At 44.3% G+C, this 20,249-nt stretch carries 17 protein-coding genes; 2 read left to right on the top strand and 15 right to left on the bottom strand.

The window, feature by feature from the left end; all coding sequences use genetic code 11:
- Positions 1–326: 326 nt before the first annotated feature.
- From cysI to AC58QT_RS00705, 11 genes are all read right to left on the bottom strand, one after another.
- Entirely contained in the window at positions 327–2,048 is a 1,722-nt protein-coding gene (gene cysI / locus AC58QT_RS00755; protein ID WP_497287890.1) for an assimilatory sulfite reductase (NADPH) hemoprotein subunit, read from the bottom strand.
- Between the two features lie 38 nt (positions 2,049–2,086).
- The gene (locus tag AC58QT_RS00750) at positions 2,087–3,913 is read right to left on the bottom strand and encodes an assimilatory sulfite reductase (NADPH) flavoprotein subunit (RefSeq protein WP_497407327.1); all 1,827 of its coding nucleotides are present in this window, start codon (positions 3,911–3,913) and stop codon (positions 2,087–2,089) included.
- Between the two features lie 209 nt (positions 3,914–4,122).
- Entirely contained in the window at positions 4,123–4,965 is an 843-nt protein-coding gene (locus AC58QT_RS00745) for a carbohydrate ABC transporter permease (RefSeq protein WP_497407326.1), read from the bottom strand.
- 15 nt (positions 4,966–4,980) lie between these two features.
- The gene (locus tag AC58QT_RS00740) at positions 4,981–5,859 is read right to left on the bottom strand and encodes a carbohydrate ABC transporter permease (RefSeq protein ID WP_497407325.1); all 879 of its coding nucleotides are present in this window, start codon (positions 5,857–5,859) and stop codon (positions 4,981–4,983) included.
- An 81-nt stretch (positions 5,860–5,940) separates the two neighbouring features.
- The gene (locus tag AC58QT_RS00735; protein ID WP_497407324.1) at positions 5,941–7,278 is read right to left on the bottom strand and encodes an ABC transporter substrate-binding protein; all 1,338 of its coding nucleotides are present in this window, start codon (positions 7,276–7,278) and stop codon (positions 5,941–5,943) included.
- Positions 7,279–7,404: 126 nt separating this feature from the next.
- On the bottom strand, positions 7,405–8,994 hold the full coding sequence (locus AC58QT_RS00730) for a response regulator (protein WP_497407323.1): 1,590 nt from the start codon (positions 8,992–8,994) through the stop codon (positions 7,405–7,407).
- 3 nt (positions 8,995–8,997) lie between these two features.
- The gene (locus AC58QT_RS00725; RefSeq protein ID WP_497407322.1) at positions 8,998–10,800 is read right to left on the bottom strand and encodes a sensor histidine kinase; all 1,803 of its coding nucleotides are present in this window, start codon (positions 10,798–10,800) and stop codon (positions 8,998–9,000) included.
- A gap of 126 nt (positions 10,801–10,926) precedes the next feature.
- Positions 10,927–11,097, bottom strand: a complete 171-nt coding sequence (gene sda, locus AC58QT_RS00720) for a sporulation histidine kinase inhibitor Sda (RefSeq protein ID WP_497287901.1) — start codon at positions 11,095–11,097, stop codon at positions 10,927–10,929.
- The gene (locus AC58QT_RS00715) at positions 11,090–11,257 is read right to left on the bottom strand and encodes a hypothetical protein (RefSeq protein ID WP_157256816.1); all 168 of its coding nucleotides are present in this window, start codon (positions 11,255–11,257) and stop codon (positions 11,090–11,092) included. Before AC58QT_RS00715 ends, sda begins: the two co-directional genes overlap by 8 nt.
- Positions 11,258–11,531: 274 nt before the next feature.
- Complete coding sequence (locus tag AC58QT_RS00710; protein WP_497407321.1) at positions 11,532–11,801, bottom strand: late competence development ComFB family protein; 270 nt, start codon at positions 11,799–11,801, stop codon at positions 11,532–11,534.
- A gap of 51 nt (positions 11,802–11,852) precedes the next feature.
- The gene (locus AC58QT_RS00705) at positions 11,853–14,558 is read right to left on the bottom strand and encodes an alpha-L-rhamnosidase (RefSeq protein WP_497407320.1); all 2,706 of its coding nucleotides are present in this window, start codon (positions 14,556–14,558) and stop codon (positions 11,853–11,855) included.
- A gap of 234 nt (positions 14,559–14,792) precedes the next feature.
- Between AC58QT_RS00705 and AC58QT_RS00700 the strand changes: the two genes are divergently transcribed.
- Complete coding sequence (locus tag AC58QT_RS00700) at positions 14,793–15,311, top strand: metal-dependent hydrolase (RefSeq protein ID WP_497407319.1); 519 nt, start codon at positions 14,793–14,795, stop codon at positions 15,309–15,311.
- Between the two features lie 47 nt (positions 15,312–15,358).
- Here the strand turns inward: AC58QT_RS00700 and AC58QT_RS00695 are convergent, their stop codons facing one another.
- Positions 15,359–17,110, bottom strand: a complete 1,752-nt coding sequence (locus tag AC58QT_RS00695; RefSeq protein ID WP_497407318.1) for a sensor histidine kinase — start codon at positions 17,108–17,110, stop codon at positions 15,359–15,361.
- Positions 17,111–17,463: 353 nt separating this feature from the next.
- Between AC58QT_RS00695 and greA the strand changes: the two genes are divergently transcribed.
- Entirely contained in the window at positions 17,464–17,934 is a 471-nt protein-coding gene (gene greA, locus AC58QT_RS00690; RefSeq protein ID WP_497407317.1) for a transcription elongation factor GreA, read from the top strand.
- 56 nt (positions 17,935–17,990) lie between these two features.
- Here greA and murI read toward each other — a convergent pair whose 3' ends face one another.
- The 3 genes from murI to AC58QT_RS00675 form a co-directional block, all read right to left on the bottom strand.
- Positions 17,991–18,764 carry a glutamate racemase gene (gene murI, locus AC58QT_RS00685; RefSeq protein WP_497407316.1) on the bottom strand — a complete coding sequence of 258 codons (774 nt, stop codon included), beginning with the start codon at positions 18,762–18,764 and terminating at the stop codon, positions 17,991–17,993.
- Positions 18,765–18,794: 30 nt separating this feature from the next.
- Positions 18,795–19,565 carry a Cof-type HAD-IIB family hydrolase gene (locus AC58QT_RS00680; protein WP_497407315.1) on the bottom strand — a complete coding sequence of 257 codons (771 nt, stop codon included), beginning with the start codon at positions 19,563–19,565 and terminating at the stop codon, positions 18,795–18,797.
- Between the two features lie 125 nt (positions 19,566–19,690).
- Entirely contained in the window at positions 19,691–20,221 is a 531-nt protein-coding gene (locus AC58QT_RS00675) for an ATP-dependent Clp protease proteolytic subunit (RefSeq protein ID WP_310226673.1), read from the bottom strand.
- Between the last annotated feature and the right edge of the window lie 28 nt (positions 20,222–20,249).

Raw genomic sequence — 20,249 nt, 5'->3', positions numbered from 1 at the left:
TGGAAAAACTACAGTTAAATTTCAGTTTTTTGCGGATCTCACAGTATTTTCCTGAAATTAACTGGATTTTTTCCAGTTATTATGAAATTCCATGTGAGATCCATTCTCATCAGTTCACTCGCTGCATGTAATCTCACGACGCAACACTTATCTTCACTTGTCTAAACTACTCTCACATCACCTTAGTTCAACTCACCGCACTTCAACTCACGTCATTCAATTATCTTACTTCAATCCCCCATTCTCCTTGCATCTCCGCCTCCACCCTCACCGAACAAAAAAAGAGCAGCTCAAGTAGTAACCTACTTAATCTGCTCTTTCCTCTATTATGCGTGGAAATCTTGACCGGAACGAACTTCCTTTACATAGCCAGCGCGAATGACGAAGTCACCGAAGTGCTCATCACCCTGACGCTCTTTGGCGTAGTGAGGGATAATCGATTGCAAAGAATCGAGAATCTCGGATTCGCCAATGTTTTCTTTGTACAATTTATTCAAACGGTTTCCTGCGAATCCGCCACCTAGATACATGTTGTACTTCCCTGCCGCTTTACCGATGAATGCAAGCTCAGCTAGCATTGGTCGTGCGCAGCCATTCGGGCAACCCGTCATCCGGATTGTAATTTCTTGCTCACGAAGGCCTACACCTTCAAGAATAGCCTCGACTTTGGTAATCAAAGAAGGCAAGTAACGTTCCGATTCTGCCATTGCGAGTCCGCAAGTTGGGAACGCTACGCAAGCCATCGAGTTTCTACGCAATGCGGAGAAGTGAAGACCATCCGTAATGCCGTGCTCTTTGATTAATTCTTCGATTTTCTTCTTTTTCTGAGCGCTTACGTTGCCGATGATCAAGTTTTGATTCGACGTGAGACGGAAGTCACCTGTGTGGATCTTCGCAATTTCGCGAAGACCTGTCATCAAACGGTAGTCCCCATCATCCATGACGCGGCCATTTTGAATGAACATCGTGAAATGCCATTTCCCATTACTGCCCTTCACCCAACCGTAACGATCTCCATTTGATTCAAAATGGAATGAGCGAGTTGGTTCCAGGTTCCAACCAAGACGCGTTTGCAGTTCATTCACGAACCACTCAATACCGCGATCGTCGATTGTATATTTGAAACGAGCGTGTTTACGAACGGAACGATCACCGTAATCGCGTTGGATCATGACCGTTTTCTCAGCTAGATCAACAGCTTGCTCCGGTTTAATGAAGCCGATCACTTGACCAACTTGCGGATACGTTTTGACATCTCCGTGAGACATCCCCATACCGCCACCGACGGATACGTTAAAGCCCACCAAACGGCCATTTTCAATGACCGCAATATAGCCAAGATCCTGCGAGTACACGTCTACATCGTTAGATGGCGGAATTGCGATACCGATTTTGAACTTACGCGGCAGGTACACAGGCCCGTAAATGGGTTCTTGCTCTTCCCCGTCGCGGCTATCCACAATTTTCTCGCCGTCTAACCAAATCTCATGATACGCTCTCGTACGTGGGTCCAAGTGGTTGGAGATGCGATTCGCCCACTCATACACCTCACCATGAACTTCGGATTGGTAAGGGTTCGGGTTGCACATCACGTTACGATTCACGTCACCACATGCCGCAAGTGTACTTAGCATGGACGCGTTAACTTCTTGAATCGTCTTCTTCATGTTCCATTTGATTACACCATGTAACTGAAAAGATTGACGAGTCGTAAGACGGATCGTGCCATTTGCATACTTCTGAGCAACACGATCCATCATCAACCATTGGTCAGAGGTTACGATACCGCCAGCAGCACGTACGCGCAGCATGAACTGGTAGGCAGGCTCAAGCTTCTGCTTCGCACGTTCGTTACGCAAGTCACGATCGTCTTGCATGTAGCTGCCGTGGAATTTCATCAAGCGGTTGTCATCCTCAGGGATGGAACCGGTGATGCGATTTTCAAGCGTTTCTTCTAAACTTCCGCGCAAATAATTACTGCGGATTTTAATTTCTTCAACATCACTATGCGGCGCACTATTCTTCGATAGTAAATTATTTTCTGACATCTTGAGCTTTCTCCTCTACCGATCGCGGGGATCCCGTTTTAATAAACATCCCGTTGATAACGTTTTTGCTGTTGCATATTAGCCAAATATTGCACGGCTTCTTCGTTATTTAAACCGCCCTCTTGCTCAATAATCGTGAGCAGCGCAGCATTCACATCGTGTGCCATTTTCTTCTCGTCACCGCAAATATAGACAACAGCGCCTTCTTGCAGCCATTGATAAACCTCGCGACTTTTTTCTAACATGCGGTTCTGCACGTATACTTTTTGATCCGTATCACGGGAGAAAGCTACGTCTAACTTCGTTAGTACGTCATCTTTCAACCAACGCTGCCATTCAACTTGGTACAAGAAGTCTGTAGCGAAGTGTTGATCTCCATAGAATAACCACGTTTTGCCATCTGCACCCGTCTCTTCTCTCTCTGCGAGGAAAGAACGGAATGGCGCTACCCCAGTACCAGGTCCAATCATGATGATTGGCGTTTCTGGGTTCTCAGGCAGTTTGAAATTCGGATTACTCTGAATGTAAACCGGTAATGCTGCACCTGATAGTGCGCGCTCAGCCAAGTGAACGGAAGCGACGCCATAACGGTTGCGACCATTCGCTTCATAGCGAACCGAACGTACAGTGATGTGCACTTCATCCGGTGAAGCTTTGGATGAACTTGCGATCGAATACAAACGAGCAGGTAATTTGCGAAGCACAGCTACGAATTGACTAGCAGACACACCTTGTAAGGAGAAGTCTTGCACGAGATCCAATAGATCGCGGCCAGCGATGTACGATTTCAACTCAGCTTCATTGCCAGCGGCAACAAGTGCATGAAGCTTCTCGTTAGACGTTAACTTTGCCACTTGCTCGAGCAAAGGTTTCGTCAATACCGTAATTTCGAAGTTACGAGTAAGCGCTTCTTGTAACGGACGCTCTTCTCCATTTTTGTTGACAGCAACTGGTGTGCTGGCATTCCAGTCCATGGCTTGAATCAGTTCAGTAACTAGACGCGGATGATTCTCTGGGTATACACCCAAGCTGTCGCCTGGTTCATATTGGAGATTGGAACCCTCTAAGGAGATTTCCACATGGCGCGTTTCACGATCGGATCCGCGGCCATTCAAGTTCAAGTTCTCAAGCACTTCCGCTTGGAACGGGTTCGTTCTGGAGTATTCCGACTCCGTGGAAGGGGCACTTCCAGCCGTTGCAGCAGAACCACCAACAGCAGCACTAGCCGATGAAGCATTCAGCGCTGCCAATACACCGGAAACCCAAGCTGCAGCTGGCTCATCAAAGTCAACATCACAATCGACACGTTCCGTTAATGATTTAGCGCCAAGCTCTTGCAAACGCTTATCAAAATCTTTACCTGTTTGACAGAAGAATTCATACGATGTATCACCCAAGGAAAGAACGGAATATCGAAGTTCTTCTAATTGAGGCGCTCTTTTGCTATGAAGGAATTCGTAGAATGAGATCGCATTATCCGGTGGATCGCCTTCGCCATGCGTACTAACGATCATCAAAAGGTTTTGAACCTTTTTCAAGTTGTTCGGTTTGAAGTCGCTCATCGAGGAGAGCGTTACTTGGAACGACTGCTCTTCTAGTTTTTTAGCTAGCTTTTTCGCTAAGCCATGGGAATTACCCGTTTGTGATCCGAAAAGGACGGTTACTTCTTTGGAAATGACGGGTTGACTAGCCACAGCCGTTGGAACGGAAGTTGCCGGCACTGCCGCGGAATTTGTCGAACCTTGTTGAGCTGTTAAGTAGCCACTCAGCCAAATACGTTGAGTATCCGTTAACGTTGGTAGGACACGGTTGAGCAATTCAACTTGCTCTTGGTTAAAAGGACTGTTTAAGACTTGAAGTTCCAACAAAATCCACCTCATCAGCATGTATTGATAAGCTTTGCTATTTTTCGCACTATTTTTACTCTCCATTGAAACCTATCATACGTGCGCACCATAGGTCAATTAGAATCATCTTATGAGACTTATAAGGGGAATTGATATATGGTGAAATGCGCACTTTTCATGCAAAAAATGACCCCAAAATGGGGTCATTCCAACATTTATATCCATTATTATCCTTTCACAGCAGACCCTACGGTCATCGCCTTCTCCACTTGCTCACTAAAGAGGATATAAACGAGCACCGTTGGCAAGCTGGCAATTGTCATCGCTGCCCCCATTGCCCCCCAATTCGTTGTAAACTGACCTTGGAAGAACAGTAATCCCAGCGGCAAGGTTTTCAGCGATTCTTTCGTAATTAAAATGAGTGCCATCGTGAATTCATTCCATGAGGATAAGAATACGAAAATGACCATCGTCGCCATTGCCGGTTTAATAATGGGTAAAATAATGGTATAAAACGTCCGATATATGCTCGCTCCATCCATACACGCAGATTCTTCTAGTTCAACAGGAATGGAACGGAAGAAGCCATAGAACACCATGCTGGAGAATGAAATATTAAAGGCAATATAAGGAACGATGAGTGCACCGTACGTGTTAGCTAAGTGGAAATCACGAACAAGAATAGCCAATGGGATCATGATGACTTGGACGGGAATGAACATCCCGATGACCACATAGATTCTGGCCACCTCTTTGAAGCGCCAGTGCATGCGAGCTACCGCATAGGAAAAAGTTACAGAGAGAATTATCGTCCCTACAACCGTACATGCTGCGACTAACAAGCTGTTGCTAAAGTACTGCGGTACATTAAACTTGGACCATGCATCCACATAATTTTCAAAGCGAAAATGGGTGGGAATCCCGAAAGGATTCGTTACGAAAATTTCATTATTATTTTTCAGTGAATAGAAGATCATCCACAATAACGGATACACGGACAACCCCGCATACACCCATAGAAGGATGCCAAGGAGCGGATTTTTTTTGCGCAATTTGATTAGACCGTTCATCTCTAACATCCTCCTTTAAAAGGTAATACGTTCACGTGCAATTAGTTTATTAATCGCTAACGTTACAATCAAACATTCAATAACCAGGAATGCTGCTGCTGCGCTTCCATAGCCGAACTCGCCTACACGGAAAGCAGAACGGTACATCAAGTACGTCAATGTGTAAGTGGAGTTACCTGGCCCGCCGCCTGTCATGATAAACATGTTAGCAAAAGCGTTTAACCCACCTGTAATCGCGAGAACTAAGCAAAATTTGTACGTCTCAGCCAGCATCGGAATCGTAATTTTCATATGTGCTTTGAATTTGGATGCGCCGTCGATACGGGCAGCCTCTAAGTATTGTTCTGGCACGGACTTCACAGCCGCAAGAAGCAGAGCGAACTGGTAGCCCATATACTGCCATGCATTTACGAAAGCAATCGCGAAAATCGCAGTTTTACTGTTCGTCAGCCAATCTTGACGATAGGAGATCCCCAGCGCTTCAAACACCTTGTTGATCAGCCCATATTCACTGTTATACATCGCCAACCAGAGCTGACAGACGACTGTAATCGATAGTACAACCGGAATGAAGTACGATATGCGTAAAACCTTACTCCCTTTGAAGCCCTCTGCTACGGCAAAAGCGAGCACCGAGCCAATCCCAATTTGTACAACGGCTAGGATACCTGCAAAGACCAGACCATTATAGAGGGACGTATAGAAAATGCTATCTTGAAACAATCGCGTGTAGTTATCCAAGAAGATGAACGTGCCCTCACTGAGGCCATCCCATTCGAAAGTACTGCGGTAAAAGGTCTGTAAAATCGGATAAAACACGATCACTGTATACAAAAGGAGAGCCGGCAGCGTAAACAGCATAATGGCCGCTTTATTTCCCAAGAATTTGCGCATGTCATCACTTCCCTTGTAGAGTAGAAGACTCACCTAAGGACTAACGCTCCACGGTGAGTCTTCCATGTCATAGAATCACATTTATTTCGCTGGTACAGCTGCTTTATTCAGATCTTTCACGAATTGATCGGACGTGTAGTTACCTGTCATTAGGTTTTGTGTAGCATCTTCAAGTGCTGCTTTGAACTTCGGATTGGACAAGCCCCATGAGAACGCTGTTGTGCTTGTGATTTTCGGAATATCCTTGGAAAGCTGATCCATCATTGGAGGGAACTGCTTCACAATCGGTTTATCTACTTTCGTTGCTACGATCGGGTTGCTGCGGTTCGTATACTTGTACTCGGCATATTTCAAGGAGATGAATGAAGCAACTTTCGCTGCTAGCTCTTTATCTTTGGTGTTTGCGGATACTGCGTATCCACCAGGACCACCGCTGCCACTGAACGCTGTTTTGCCTTTTTCATACGCAGCTGCATCCGCCGCTGGCAAGTACATGTAGCCGGCTTTGTCGCCAAGTGCTTTGGTTGCAGCTTCAATTTCCCATTGACCATTGATGAACATCGCTGCTTTACCTTCATGGTAAAGTGCCGCGGCTTGGTCATAGTTCAAATTCGTTGCGCCTTTTGGCAGCATGCCTGCTTTTACAAGCTCAATAATTTTATCCGCTGCTGTTTTGTAGGCTGCGTCTTCTGCTTTCGCTGTACCTTTATCCAGCTTGTTGATACCGCCTGGTTCTGCACGTGTAACGAACATGTCATACAGCGCTACGCAAGGCCATTTTTCTTTGGCAAAAATGGAAAGCGGTGTGATACCTTTGCCGCTGAACGTCTTAACTGCTGTCATCATTTCATCGTAGGTTGTTGGTACTTTTACGCCATTTTGTTGGAACAAATCTTTGTTGTAGTACAGGAGCGCTACTTCATTACCTGCATACGGGAATGCGTACGTGTGCCCATCATCCGTCACCAATGTGTTCATGGCGCTTGGCTGCATTTTATCCTTGAAGCCAAACTTCGTGACATACTCATCCAACATCAAGATGTTATTGGACTTTTTGAACGTATCAATGATGTCTAGACCCGCTTGGAAAATATCAGGCAAATTACCAGTCGCTGCATATGTCTTCAATTTCTGTCCATCATCTTGTGCTTGAATATCCAGTTCTAGCTCAACATTCGGCATTTCCTTTTTCAACTCAGCTACCGCATAGTCATAAGGTGTTTTCGTATCTTCATCTGCATACTGAGCATAAATTCTTAGTTTAACTGGTTTTGCATCCGTCTTAGCTGGTGCCGTCGTTGCTGCAGCTGTTGCTGCCGGTGCTGCGCTGGTTGTTTCCTTCGGTGTTTCTGTGGAACCGCAAGCTGCTAAGCTAGTTGCCGCGAGTAAGCTTACGAGAGTAACTGCCATCTTTTTCATGTGAAGACCTCCCAGGAATTCTTGTGCGTTTCTCCTCTTTACATCCTCAGTATAGAAGGAAAAACCCCCAGTGATAATGGAATAACTGAGGGCTTCTTGTAAAATCCGCACATTCGTGTGCAGCCGTTATAAGCGATTATTCTCATACTCACTAGGGGAGTAGCCAAAGAACTTCTTGAAACTTTTGCTAAAATAACTAGGATCATTAACCCCAATCTGCTCCGCAATATCCGCCAAGCGAATGTTTCCCTTGCCCAGTAATTCCTTCGCTTTGTGCATGCGAACGTGCGTCACGTAATCCGTTACCGTCATGCCGATCTCTTTCTTAAATAAGGCTCGCAAATAGCTGGGGTTAATAAACACCTGCTGGGCAATCTGATCTAATTGAAGCTCAGAATTCATATATTGCCCCTCGATGTATTCTTTGGCTGATTGCGCGATCTTCGAGGATCTCGTCTTCTTATGCTTATTCGTATATTGTATCGCCTTCGCGAAAATTTCCTTAATCCAAGCTGACGTGCTCTCAATTGAACCCAATCGCTTGATTTCACTATACGGGTAAAAGTTTTCGCCAAAACAATCTGCAATGGGATGCCCCATCTCCGTTACGTATGACAGGCAAACGGAGATTAACCCCATTGAAATCACATAGGTGTATTCTAATGACAATCGTTGCTCACGAATGGATTGGAAAATTTCTTCCAATTTTTCTTCTAGCTTATCCGCATTATGCATGCGTAACAGCACAAGCAGTTCCTCGTTGACTTCCGTCGGGTAGAGAGCCTGCTTGCCAGAATCAAGCACATTGGAACCGTAAGCGATCACACGATCATTACCTAATACGAATTTGTTCTGAAGTGCTTCTAGTGCCTCTATATACGAAGTTCGAATGCCGCCGTAGCCAGACTGACTGCGACCAACACCAATGGTGATCGTGAATTTCAAGTATTTTTTGATTAGAAAAATAAGCTTCTCATATCCCTCTAACGCCGGAACGTCAAGATCCTTTGCCCCTTGGTGCTCGACCAGACAAATAATCCGCCCCTCTGGCCCGTTGAAGATGAGATGATGACCCGTTTCCTCCAGCGCTTCATTCAAAATATTCGTAACCGCATATTTCCACAGCAAGCGTTCGCTCACTTGATTCCATTTGACATCCATATGGTCAATCTCGATACACGCCACGACAAACAAGGATGAAGCGAACGACTCTCCTAGTTGCTGGAGCTTCAGCGACGTTTCCTCTGGAGAATGGTGATACTCACTGCTGAGTAAATGATTGAAGTAACTTTCCTTCATCAATTGTTGATTTTCTTTCAGCGTGGATCTTTCTTCGCGTGCTTTTTCGTGCTCCTTCTGCAACTTTAATAGCGTTAACACAAGTTCATCCTTGGAGAAGGGTTTTAGAATATAATCCTCTACACCTAATTTAAGCGCCTTACGCGCATAATCAAATTCATTGTGACCTGTAATGAGCACCACACTCGTTGCTGGATAATGCTCCTTTAATTTTTCTGTTAGGGTCAAACCATCCATAAAAGGCATTGTAATATCTACAAGCGCGATATCGGGCTGATGCAATTGAACTTGTTCAAGGGCTTCGATCCCATTCTTCGCTTCCGCACAAAGCTCAAACCCATAAGCCTCCCAATCTAACGCTGAACGCAAATATTCTCGAAAAATGGATTCATCATCCACGATTAATATTTTCTGCATGCTCTACTCCTTCTCCTCACACCCAAAAGGCAACCATAGTGTCACTTCCGTGCCCTTTCCCAGTTCACTTGTAATTTGCAAACCATATTCGTCCCCATAATACAGCTGAATGCGGTCATTCACATTTTTGAAACCATATCCTACGGCCTCCTGAGGTGTCTCCGTCTTTTTTACGATAGCCGTGAGACGATCAGCCTCCATGCCCACGCCATCATCTGCGACAATGATTTTTATTTTGGAATCGACAATTTCACCGGTTACTTTGAGAAGCCCAAGGCTTCCTTTTGTTTTGAGCCCGTGATAAATGGCATTCTCAACTAGCGGCTGAATAGTGAGCTTCGGAATTTGACCTTGGAGCACATCGTTATGAATCTCAAACTCATATGTAAATACATCAGAATAGCGAATTCGCTGTATGGATAAATAGTCTTTCACATTACGAATCTCTTCTTCAATTGTGATTGTTTCACGGCCTTTACTAAGCGCTGCGCGGTAGAAATCGGCCAACGCTTTCGTCGTCCGCTGCACATCACGGGTGCGTCCCATTTCAGACAAGGTATAGATGACATCCAACGTATTATAGAGGAAATGCGGCTTAATCTGCGCTTGAATGAGCGCCAGCTCGTATTCCCGTTTCTTCTTTTGCTCCCAATTAATATTGGTCAAAAGCTCTTGAATTCGCCGAATCATTGCATTAAAGCCAGAGGACAGCATGCCAATCTCATCTTCCGAATTCACTTGAAATTCCATGTCTAAGCTGCCTTCCTTGACCTTCTTCATGTATTTCGTGAGCCCCATAATGGGCTTGGCAATCAATTGCGAGAGCATACCTGCGCCAAGAAGGGCAAAAAAGAGGCAAACGATACCCAGCAGCACAATAAGCAACGTAATTTTGCGCGTATCCGCCGTTAACGAGGCCAGTGGTGCCATTGATATTAATTTCCATCCAAAGCTAGGTACATCGGAGCTGACCACGAGCGTTTTCTCATATTCAAAAGAGGTGGGCTCAGAGGAATGCTTACTTGAAGTGATCCAACGCTTCATCTCAGGAATCGCAACTTCTTGGAGCACATCCGCAGGATGCTGGGATGAAATTACGATACCTTCATCATCCACGATAAAATAGCTCCCATCTTGAATGGACCCGATTTTCTGATAAATCGCCGATAACGAGCTCTCCTTGATATTAAGCACAAGCAAACCAAGCTTCTGACCTGTATAAATATTCACGATCCGTTTCCCCAGTGTCATTACGGTCTCATTCGAACTATGGGTTAAATAATCCCGGCGCTGCATAGGAAACCAAATGTTGTTCCCGCTCGACGTATCGATTTGTTTCAGCATGGGGCTGGTTGGGATCCAATCCCGATTTCGCTCCATGAGAACATTCGAACCATAAATCCGATTATTCGTATCGATGAATGCCGCAGACTGGACATCAGGAAAAACAAGCAAGGCAAAGCTTAGTTGATTCGTAATCTGCGTGTACATCTGCAAGCTCGTTTCCGACGCACTCATGGAAAGAGGATCCTCGACGATGACCTTGTTAAGATTAATCGTCAACATATTCGCGCAGCTCTCTACATTCGTTAACATACCCGTGATGCGGGTAATAATAAGCGAGGAGTTGTCAGAGACGTTTTTGATCGTTTTCTTTACAATGGCGTTCGTATAAACTTGGTTCGAAACAAAACCTAGCACAAACAAGGGTACGAAGATCAATGGGAAATAAATGAGAATGATTTTATATCGAATGCGTTGGTTTCGAAACCAATGTGTCGGAATCAGCTTCTGAATGATGCTCATGTTTGTTTGGTCCCCCTTTTGCGAAAACAAAAAAAATCCCCTACCGTGCAACGTCAGGAGCTCCCTGTCCGTTACATTGTAAAGGATTCATACCATTTTTAAAACTGAACTTTCATAGCGTGTATATTAACTTGTGCTTTCTAGACTGTTCTCTTGAAATAAGCTAATCTGCCTTGCTTGAATTTCTAATAGCAAAAACAGAAGAAATTCCTTACTTAACTTCATTCGGCTTGCATTTATATAGGCATCAACCAGCGTGTCATTGGAGATTGCTTTCAAATTATCGCGATCATTCATTGTGCAACAACCATTTCGGGTTTTCTTCTAGCATAGACATCATTTTCTTCATCGATTGTTGAATTTGTTCATCGGAGGGCAAGCATATATTGCCATAAGATTGTTGTACAACATCCGTTAACACAGAATCAAAAATGCCATTAAATTGCTCTGATTTCACATGAACCCCTCCTAATTTTCATTAATTTGGAAATTCCTTCTTCTATCTTAGCTTGTAGTGCGCAAAAAAACAGCGCATTTATTTTTGCATCTCTTACATCTTTTTTTTCTATATTATGTAATTTCGTTTGCATTCTGGGGTATGTGGTAACAAAAGAGGCTGTATAAAAAAGTGAACTGCACCCCAATTGTTAGACATAACTAACAATTAAGGTGCAGTTCACTTATGGGACAGCCTCATGCCTATCTGCTATTTGATGCCAAACTCCTTGCCACTACTCACGATGATGTAGATGATGCTCAACAAAAGTCGATGCTTCCATTAATTCACGCATAACATCTGATTGCAATTGTTGATTCGTAAATTCACCTTTTACGTATAGATGCCCCTTCTCACTGGATGTATAACGTGGCGGAAGTCGGTTCAGCGCTATGGCCAATATATCTTGTTGGCACGTTAAACAAACACACTTCAACTCATAGTTCTTCCGGAATTCTTCGAACAACTGCGTGACCACGGTTTCCATTGCATTGACGATAGCCATCTAGCAACTCTCCTCTTTGAACATTCATTACGTCTATTATACTCGATAAACTTAGAATGACAAAGATTTGGAAGTCGTAGATTCTACACGGAATTGATAGACACCGGATCCTAGCTCAATGCATACATGACCTTCTACTTCTTGGGCTCCATGAAGTGCCGATATACCTGTTACCTTTTGCCCATGACAGGTCACACCTGTAAGCGTAGTTCCCCGGAGGAGCACTTCCCCGCTAGTATTCGGTGGCAGTTGGAACGTATAATTGACAGCACCATCCTCTTCGATCTGCCATTCACTCCGAACCTCCCCATAATTTGTGACCAGGGAAGCCTTGGCATAGGTGAGACTAGAGTCTGATCGTGGCCGGAAAAGAACTCTTTTGTACCCTGGCTGCTGATCATCTGAGTCTAGACCCGCTACTTTCCGATACAACCAATCGCCAATGGAACCGTACGCATAATGATTATAGGAATTCATATCATCGCTCCAGAACGTACCATCCGGTTTGATGCCATCCCAATGCTCCCAAATCGTAGTCGCGCCTTGATGGATTGGATACAGCCAGGAAGGATAATCTTCTTGCAGCACAAGTTTAACAGCCACATCATGATAGCCATTCTCCGATAGTACGTGGCACAAATATGGTGTACCGACGAAGCCTGTTGTCAGGTGATAATTTTGTTCCTTCACATACGCTGCTAAAGTAGCTGCTAATCGTTCTTTTGTTGGCCCTTGCACTAAGCCGAACATGAGCGGCAGCACATGCGCAGTCTGCGTGTGTCCAGCCAACCTGCCGCTTGGCGTCACAAACTCCGCCGTAAAAGCATCTACAATGCGCTCATAGAGTGCTGAGTATGCTGCCACATCGGCTATGTGTCCAAGTACTTCAGCCGTTTTGACAAAGAGCGAAGTTGAATAGGCGTAGAAGCAAGTCGCAATTAAATCTTTTGGCGTAGCCCCAATATAGCTGCCCTCTTTGGCATCAAGCCCTAACCAATCCCCGAAATGGAAGCCCGTTTGCCATAAAAATTCGTTCTCGCCCTGCTGGCGGATGTAGTTTATCCACCCTTTCATACTCTCATATTGCTCTTCCAAAACTCGCTTATCTCCATAAACTTGGTAGAGCGTCCATGGACAAATCACAGCTGCATCTCCCCAAGCAGCAGAAGAATGATCCTTTTCATTCAGAACGTGCGGAATAACGAAAGGTACACCGCCGTCTTCTCGCTGGTCGGCCTTCAAGTCTCGCAGCCATTTACTGAAGAATAGCGCCACCTCATAATTAAAGGCTGCTGTTCTTATGAACACTTGCGCGTCCCCCGTCCAGCCCAACCTTTCATCACGCTGTGGACAGTCGGTCGGCACATCGAGGAAATTGCCGCGTTGTCCCCACACGATATTCCGCTGCAGCTGATTTAAGAGGGTATTGGAGCATTCAAAGGAGCCCTTCGCTGTCATATCCGTATGGATAACCAGCCCTGTGAAGGCAGCGGCATCGAAAGCCACATCCTGCGGCCATCCAACAACTTTGACATAACGGAAGCCTTGAAAGGAGAAATGCGGCGCATACGTTTCCTCCCCACGTCCACTGCACACATAGATCACCTGTTGCTTTGCCGCCCGCAGATTGCCAATATAGAAATTACCTTGTGCATCCAGCACTTCCGCATGAAGCAATTCAATGCGAGTACCCGCAGGTAAACTCACCCGCAGCTGCACTTTCCCAACCATATTTTGCCCAAAATCAAGCACAGTTTCTCCTAATGGGGTTTCTAGCACAGCGATTGGCTGCACCTGCTCCGTTATGCGAGATGGCTCATTCTCCTGCATGACCAGTGTTTCTTTACTCTCGTTAAGTACAGTAACTGAAACCCAGGATGTATCCGTATAACTAGGGAGACTCCAACCTGTAAGCTCTAAGCCCGCATCATAGGTCTCACCATGATACAGTTCAGACATCCGAACAGGACCGAGTGATGCTCGCCAGGAAGAATCGCTGAGTATCACTTCTTCTGTTCCATCTTCATAGACAATATGAATTTGCAAAAGCAGCGCTCTTACGCTTCCATAAATATTTCGCTGATGTGACCATGCTAGATTGCCTTTGTACCAGCCATTTGCCAGAACCGCACCAATGGTGTGCTGGGTGCCAACCGTCAGTGCGTGCGTTACATCGTAACTCTGAACCTGCAAGCGATGCTTGTAACTGGTCCAGCCTGGGGTCATTTCCCAATCGCCAACGCGCGATCCATTCAGCTCCAGCTCATAGACACCGTGACTTGTGGCATAAATGGTCGCTTTGCTAACTGACTCACGCACAGCAAAGGTTTTGCGGAGATAGTAGGCTTCTTCTGCATCTGGATCGACTTGGTTTGAGTCCGGTGTAATCCACTCCGCTTGCCATTCTGATGCCTGCAGCTGACCCATTTCCCAGTAAGCGGTTTCACTCCAAGGCGATTCTACACCGGACTGATTCCATACTTTGACTCGGTAGAAATAACGCGTTCGCGATTGTAATTCTGGTCCCTCATAGACAATAAGAACAGATTGCTCTGACGCAATTCGATCCGTATCCCACACCACATATGCGGGATCGAAGCTACTTTCATGTGTGCTAACCTGAAAATGATAAGCAGCTTGAAGCGTTGCGTTGATATCCGTTTCAATTTGCCATGTGAAGCGTGGCTGAGCGGTATTCAATCCGAGTGGATTGACGCGGTACTCACAATACAAAGTAGAAATGCGTATGAAACTCATGGACTATTCCTCCTAGTTCGACGAACGATCGTATGCGATGTCCGTGCCATTTTGGGCACCTATATGTTCTATTGTAATGGATCATACTCGTTGAAATTAAGGTGTATCCAGACATCTATATAGGTGAGATGCGACAATATTACTTTTATCTTGCGATCCCCTTAATTTCCATGTATATATCGAATAGTATAAAGTTATATCGAACTCATTGATAAGATAGGAAGGCGTTTTGTTATGCTGCAAAAGACACATAGTGTTGCTGGAATGATTGCTGCCGAAATTGTACTCATTCATGGCGACATCAGCTTCTTCACTTGGGATGCCGCAGGCTCCATATTACTTGGTTGCTTGGCAGGCACCTTAGCCGACGTTGATAAACCAGGGTCCACGATGGCCAAGGTTCTGTTCCCGTTATCTGCTTTGCTACATGTTTTGAAAATTAAGCATCGAACATTAACACACTCCTTGCTCTTTATGGCATTGCTAGCGGTGATCAGCCTACCACTAACCCCTTTGTATTTCTGGGTATTCATCCTTGCTTATGCCTCACATCCATTAATTGACCTGTTGAATGATCGAGGTGTCCAGCTGTTCTGGCCAATTCCGCTCAAAATACGTTTGGTTCCCAAATGGATTGCCATCGATACGGGCTCAGCGAGTGAAACGGTATTTCGTTGGCTGCTCCTAATCATTTGCCTACTACTTCCTTTCTGGAACTATGTCTTGCCCTATTTGCCTTATTCCCTCACATAATGAACAAAAAATCGCTTATTTGGCTGACCAAATAGCGATTTTTTAATTTATTGCATAGGAATCGATAGCTCGAAGCATATGAAGCCATCTTCTACCTTAACCTCGATTGTACCCCTATAATACTCAACACGTTCTTTTACTACCGGCAGGCCGAGCCCTTGATGCCCACCTTCTGACTTCGTACTATAACCAATTGTGAATAAATCCGTCTCTTCCTCGAGATTAAACGCAGAACTTACCCGATTCTTCACGGAAATCTTGACATCATTCGCTTCCTTCCAACCGGTAACAGACACTTCACGCTCTTCAACTGGAAATTTACTTGCCTCGTCAAAAGCATTATCAATTAAATTGCCGATAATTTTCACGAGATCCACCGATTTCACTCCGAGTGATAACCCATCCAGACCCTTGAATTCATAGCTAAAGGCAACTTTGGTTCTCATGGCGAGAGTAATTTTCGATTGAATTAAAGCGGCGATAGCAGGCTGACCAATTCGAATAATGTCATTGACCTCATTAATTTCCTCAATTAATTCTTCCATGTACTTCATTTGATCTTCTTTCTTTCCATTGGTCAATAAAGCATAAAGTGTTTGCACGTGATTAAGGAAATCATGACGTTGACTGCGAATCGTTGCAAACATGAGATCCACATTTTGAATGTACATTTCCTGTGTGGTCTGAACAGCTGTTTCACGTGATTTCGAAAAGAAGCCAAATATCAGAATCACAAGAATACAGCTAAACACGGTAAAGAGTACGATGATTATTAATACACGAACAAGCTGGCTGGATAACGCCTTTTGAATGGTCTGATAGTCGGAAACGATCGTAATAACATAAGGAATTTCACGTTGAACTTCCGTTATTTTCGCTTTAATCGGGACATACACAAATGTCTTTAGAATCGGCTTTCCATGATAACTTTCTACTACACTTACAGGTTCACCGTTCGCTATGGCAAGCTTAAAATTGTTATAATCATTCGCATTTCTCATATTATACGTACCGAAGAGCAAGGGGCGATCATAGACAGAGACGAAACTTTCACCATTAGCCTTTCTAAATTCCTTCGGTTGGGTTCCAAATGTCTTCCCATTAAGTCCAGCAATCTCCAAGATCTCTGGGTTTGAAGCCAGTGTTTTTTTCACAATCGTATCTGAACCAACGATGTCCTTGAACTTCTGAATCTTATTCGCATTCACAAACGCACAAATGAGATAATTCGTCGTTCCGTCGTAATAATAGCCGAATTTACTAATATCACTAGATCCAGAAGCTGGCACTTCATAAATACCCGTCCAGAAATTCGGCAGCTTGTAACCCTCCGAGATGGTGACGTTTTTGAATTTTAGCAGTTGATCAAAAGCCGTGAACCAATAGCCAAATGAGATTGTACTTGTGATAGAAAGCTCTTTAGGTTCAGATGATTTACTAACCATAATGTCATCCCCAACACCACTTCGCTTCATGAGTGAAAATCCATCTACATTTGCTTCAGCGGCAAGAGCAACTAATTGCTCATTCGTTACTTTATCAATATCTGGGTTAAGCTTACTCTTAGCAATGATGGCTGCGGAACGCAATTGTTCGCCAATTAAATCCTCGACGTAAAAGGCCCCTGCCTCCGACTGCTCAATCGAGGTTCGAATTTGGTTCGCTGCGGATGCCATCTGCTCAGATAGCGACTTGGTTAACAGTGATTTGGTGTACCAATAGTAGGATGTATTGTTCGTAACTAACAACAAAATAACAATAATAAAAGTGATATAAATAATTCTAGTATTAATTCTCATGTAGGTTGTCACACTTTCCTTATTTTGTATGCTAAAAATTACAATTTTGTCGAAATTTTTTTCATATTAAGTTTTTGTAAACACGCAGAAACTTCTCATGCTATGTTAGTATAGTAGCTGAACAAAAGGTTGTCTATCAATTAAAAGTATTTACCGCCTTTATCTGTTAAAATTACTTAAAAATTCACAATTGTCTAGATTGTGTAGGAATATTTTAGGAAGAATATCAACATAACCGTGTGAACATCCCGTCTAGTGCCATCTCCACAAATAATTCCTTATGGCGATTGCTTTACTTGTCTCATAGACTTTAGTAGTATAGCTAATATCGAATGAAACGAGGTGCTTGGCTTGTGTCTAATGATGAAATCATTTTAACCCCAGAGGGTTTACGCAGTTTAGAGCTAGAGCTTGAAGATCTGAAAACAGTGAAACGCAGGGAATTAGCAGAACGTATTAAATTGGCTATCTCCTACGGTGATCTCAAGGAAAATAGTGAGTATCATTCTGCGAAGAATGACCAGTCTTTTATGGAAACACGCGTATTAACGATTGAACGAATGCTTAAAAAGGCAAAGGTAGTAACGAATACCTCCACATCCAAAGTGCAAGTTGGTTCTACGGTCGTATTGAATGATGTGGAATTTGCCGAAAAGATCGAATACAAAATCGTCGGCAGCTCCGAAGCCGATGTCAACGAAAATAAAATTTCTTACGAAAGCCCACTTGGCATTTCTCTCATGAATAAGTCAGTAGGAGATATCATAAGTGTGAACGCACCTATGGGCATCATTAGTTACGAGCTTCTCGAGATTCGTATCTAATTCATCACAAAAAAGCAGTCTACACCTAGTTTATTCTAGGTTTAGACTGCTTTTTGTTATTGTGCAGCTTGCAGAACGGCTAGCGCCTTTCTCATTTTCGCTATGTAAGCGGTATCCGAGCTAGAGCACATCCATTTCACTTGTGCGTTCCCTGAGCCCTGCAGCTGGTCACTGTCCTGTAACACCTGCATTAAGTGATTCACAGTCCCTTTGCTTCCGTCTACAATGTGAATGTGACTCGGTAGAATCCGACTTAAAATCCTGCTATAAAAGGGATAATGTGTGCAGCCCAGCACGACGGTACCGTAGGCTGTCAGATCGAAAGGCGCCAATTTTTGATTAAAATAATCCATAATCTGCGGTCCATCCATCAAGAGATTTTCACAAAACTCTACAAGCTCAGGCAGCGGCACTGAATCTACCATTCCCATATCATCGATTCGTGAAACGAGCTCTCTATATTTCGCTTGCTGTAACGTAAGCTGCGTTGCGAATACAAGCACTCTTTTGCCTGATGAGCGATTCATCTCTAGGGCTGGCTTCACGGCAGGCTCCATCCCAATGATGGGGATCGAATATATCTTGCGCAGCTCAGCTATCGCAATGCTCGTCGCAGTATTACATGCAATGACTAGCGCCTTGATGTCCTCCTGAATAATCGTATCAACGGATTGCTTGACGAAGGCTAGAACCTCATCTTTCGATTTAACACCATAGGGAACATGCGCCGTATCTGCAAAATAAATATAATCTTCATGCGGCATTCTCTTCATGGCTTCGTTCAACACCGTGATTCCACCTAGACCTGAATCAAAAAAAGCAATTTTCATCCTAATCACCCTATTTATTAGCGTTCTATCTTATAGTAGTCCTGCTGTGACAAGGCCGTTACGTACGCCTTCTTCATCCACATGCGTCGTAACGTGATCTGCGTATGGCAATAAATCTTTGTGGGAATTGCCCATTGCGATACCGAAACCGACATAAGAGAGCATCTCCATATCATTCAAACCATCACCGAAAGCAACGGCGTCTTCCGGCTTCAAGCCGACCAGCTCCAGCATCGCGGCGATACCTTGCGCCTTAGAACCACCTGCTGGCAATACATCCATCGCATGCTCGTGCCAACGGATGAGCTTAAACTCCGATAGCAGCTCTTCGTACAGATGTTCATCCTTCGCTTCAATATGGAGGAAAATTTGATAAATATCGTTCGATTTCCAAAAATGCGGATCATAGCTTGGTAAATCAACTTTTAATGAGGAAACTGAGCTATGTACAAATGGATGATCCTGCGCATCCGTCGCAAATGCATGCTGGCCCTCAAATACAAGTGAATGCTGATGCTTAGCAGCTATTGCAACTAGAGCTTCAATTGCACTCTTGGCGATTACACGGTGGTAAAGTGGCTCGCCTTTATACACGGCATATCCGCCATTTAAACATACATAGGAATCAATGCCAAGCAGCTCGGCCAGTGGCTTGATGAAATAAGGAGCTCGTCCTGTTGCAATAACGGGTTCAATTCCGCTTGCTTTCAATTCGTGAATCGCCTTAACGGTGCTTTCAGGCACCTGCTTGTCTTCATTAATTAACGTGCCATCAATATCAAAAAATACAATTTTGTACACAGTAAGTCTCCTTTGCAGTCGGAAGCAGTCGTTGCCGCTCCATGTCTCTTTCTCTCAATTAAACACCAAATGCTCGAAAAAAACAAAGAAAAAAGAGAATCCCTTGGGCTTCTCTCCAGCTATGCCTAAACGATGCTATCAATGATACCATAGGTTAACGCCTCTTCAGGACTCATATACCAGTTTCGTTGATGCTCTTTCACGCGAGCCAGTTCTTCGGCTTGCAGATTCGTTTTGGACAAGATACATTCATCGTAGATATTCTGCAGCCTCTGTGTTTCATCTACCCGATTCTTCAAATGCTCCAAATGCCCATCAATATGTGTTGACACGGAATGATACATGAAGGTGCTTAGCCTGCCTGCGTGTCTCTTGTGACCGCTAACCGCGATCAACAGACTCATACTGGCGGCGAGTCCGTACACATAGGTGTGAACGGGTGTTTTACTGTTTTCGATCACATTAATCAGACCAAAGCCATCGTATACGCTGCCTCCGTTACTATTGATGATCAGATCGATGGGCACGCGTTTAAAGTCCTTTTCCTTCTTGTCTTTGTCATCATCACTTTGATTAATCTTCATAATTTGCTCGACAATTAGTTTCACTGAGGTCTTATTGATGCCATCGAATAGATAAAGGGTTCTGTCACTCATAACATGCCTCCTGTCCGTATGGCCTTGT

The organism is Paenibacillus sp. J31R109, from assembly GCF_059692055.1.
Note: the sequence above shows the minus strand (reverse complement) of the source record. Positions and strands in the feature narration are given on the sequence as shown.

Excerpts from the sequence above, each read along its gene's own strand:
- cysI (WP_497287890.1), bottom strand. The coding sequence starts at position 2,048 with ATGTCAGAAAATAATTTACTATCGAAGAATAGTGCGCCGCATAGTGAT.
- AC58QT_RS00745 (WP_497407326.1), bottom strand. The coding sequence starts at position 4,965 with ATGAACGGTCTAATCAAATTGCGCAAAAAAAATCCGCTCCTTGGCATC.
- AC58QT_RS00740 (WP_497407325.1), bottom strand. The coding sequence starts at position 5,859 with ATGCGCAAATTCTTGGGAAATAAAGCGGCCATTATGCTGTTTACGCTG.
- AC58QT_RS00735 (WP_497407324.1), bottom strand. The coding sequence starts at position 7,278 with ATGAAAAAGATGGCAGTTACTCTCGTAAGCTTACTCGCGGCAACTAGC.
- AC58QT_RS00730 (WP_497407323.1), bottom strand. The coding sequence starts at position 8,994 with ATGCAGAAAATATTAATCGTGGATGATGAATCCATTTTTCGAGAATAT.
- AC58QT_RS00725 (WP_497407322.1), bottom strand. The coding sequence starts at position 10,800 with ATGAGCATCATTCAGAAGCTGATTCCGACACATTGGTTTCGAAACCAA.
- sda (WP_497287901.1), bottom strand. The coding sequence starts at position 11,097 with ATGAATGATCGCGATAATTTGAAAGCAATCTCCAATGACACGCTGGTT.
- AC58QT_RS00710 (WP_497407321.1), bottom strand. The coding sequence starts at position 11,801 with ATGGCTATCGTCAATGCAATGGAAACCGTGGTCACGCAGTTGTTCGAA.
- AC58QT_RS00705 (WP_497407320.1), bottom strand. The coding sequence starts at position 14,558 with ATGAGTTTCATACGCATTTCTACTTTGTATTGTGAGTACCGCGTCAAT.
- AC58QT_RS00700 (WP_497407319.1), top strand. The coding sequence starts at position 14,793 with ATGCTGCAAAAGACACATAGTGTTGCTGGAATGATTGCTGCCGAAATT.
- AC58QT_RS00695 (WP_497407318.1), bottom strand. The coding sequence starts at position 17,110 with ATGAGAATTAATACTAGAATTATTTATATCACTTTTATTATTGTTATT.
- murI (WP_497407316.1), bottom strand. The coding sequence starts at position 18,764 with ATGAAAATTGCTTTTTTTGATTCAGGTCTAGGTGGAATCACGGTGTTG.
- AC58QT_RS00675 (WP_310226673.1), bottom strand. The coding sequence starts at position 20,221 with ATGAGTGACAGAACCCTTTATCTATTCGATGGCATCAATAAGACCTCA.